Annotated in this window: 1 protein-coding gene; it reads left to right on the top strand. The window is 42.4% G+C overall.

The annotated features are described in order from the left end of the window. Positions 1–713: 713 nt before the first annotated feature. Positions 714–1,166 (top strand): cation:proton antiporter domain-containing protein (locus tag AC3AYF_RS21455; protein ID WP_487780494.1); only part of this gene is annotated, 453 nt, incomplete at its 3' end.

The following is a 1,166-nucleotide window of genomic DNA, read 5'->3' on the forward strand; positions in this document are numbered from 1 at the left end:
AATCCTGATGCTTGGTCTATTGTCGACGATAAACTTTATCTCAATTTGAGTGAAGGTGTACAACGGAAGTGGCTTAGCGATGTACGAGGTAATATTCAACGAGCTAATCGCAACTGGCCGAAGGTGCTGAAATAATCGATGGCGTCTGATTTTATTAGATAAATCGATGGGTTATTTTTAAGGCAAAAAGAGTTCTATCAATGTATTGAGATAGCGTAGGCCTTTTTCTGTTGGGCGAATAAAGTGAATATCTCTTGTTAACAGTTGTTGTTGCTCGGCTTACTGCCATGCTTAATCCGTGGAGATTTGGCTTCTGTTGATTTTCCTCCGTGTAACTTTCAAACTACGTTTAGCTAAACATTCAGCCAGCACAATAAGAAACAAAAAGACTGTTTCAAAACTCTGTCACTAGGAAAACAACGTGGTGCGAACTACCCGTAAGTCAGAAGTCTTTGGGAGTACCTTTTATTTTTTGCCTTGAAACGTCTAATCTGTATTCGCTCCGACGTAATATGACTGCTTCCGACCCAAAGCAGACAGTTAGGTTATTTAACTTTAGGGAGACAATAACCCAATAATTGGGTAGGAATCTCGGGCCGGAATCGAACCGGCACGGCCGTGAAGCCGAGGGGTTTTAATGAGTGGCCGTATGTATAATGAGCCATTATTTCGAGTTATAATTTTGTCGTAATACTTCAAATAAGGCGCACTATATGTATCCTCTTTGGTTATTGATAGCCTTGATTCTTGGTTTTACCTCTCAACAGCTCCGCCTGCCACCACTGGTGGGTTTTTTATGTGCTGGTTTTGCCTTACATGCCTTAGGTATTGAAGGTGGAGCAGCATTAGAAAAGTTTGCTAATTTGGGCGTTACCCTGTTGCTGTTTACGATCGGTCTTAAATTGCGTTTGCGTAACTTACTGGCACCTGAAGTGTGGGGTACTGCCAGCGTGCATATGGCATTACTAATTATTGTTATTTCTGGTCTATTGCTGATACCAGGTTTAATTGGACTTGCCTGGCTAGGATCACTTGACTGGCAGGCGGCTGCACTTATCGCTTTCGCATTAAGTTTCAGCAGTACCGTATTTGCAGTGAAGATCTTGGAAGATCGGGGCGAAATGAAGGCTCGCCATGGCCAGATAGCAATCGGTATTCTTATTATT

This window comes from Salinicola sp., from assembly GCF_982684285.1.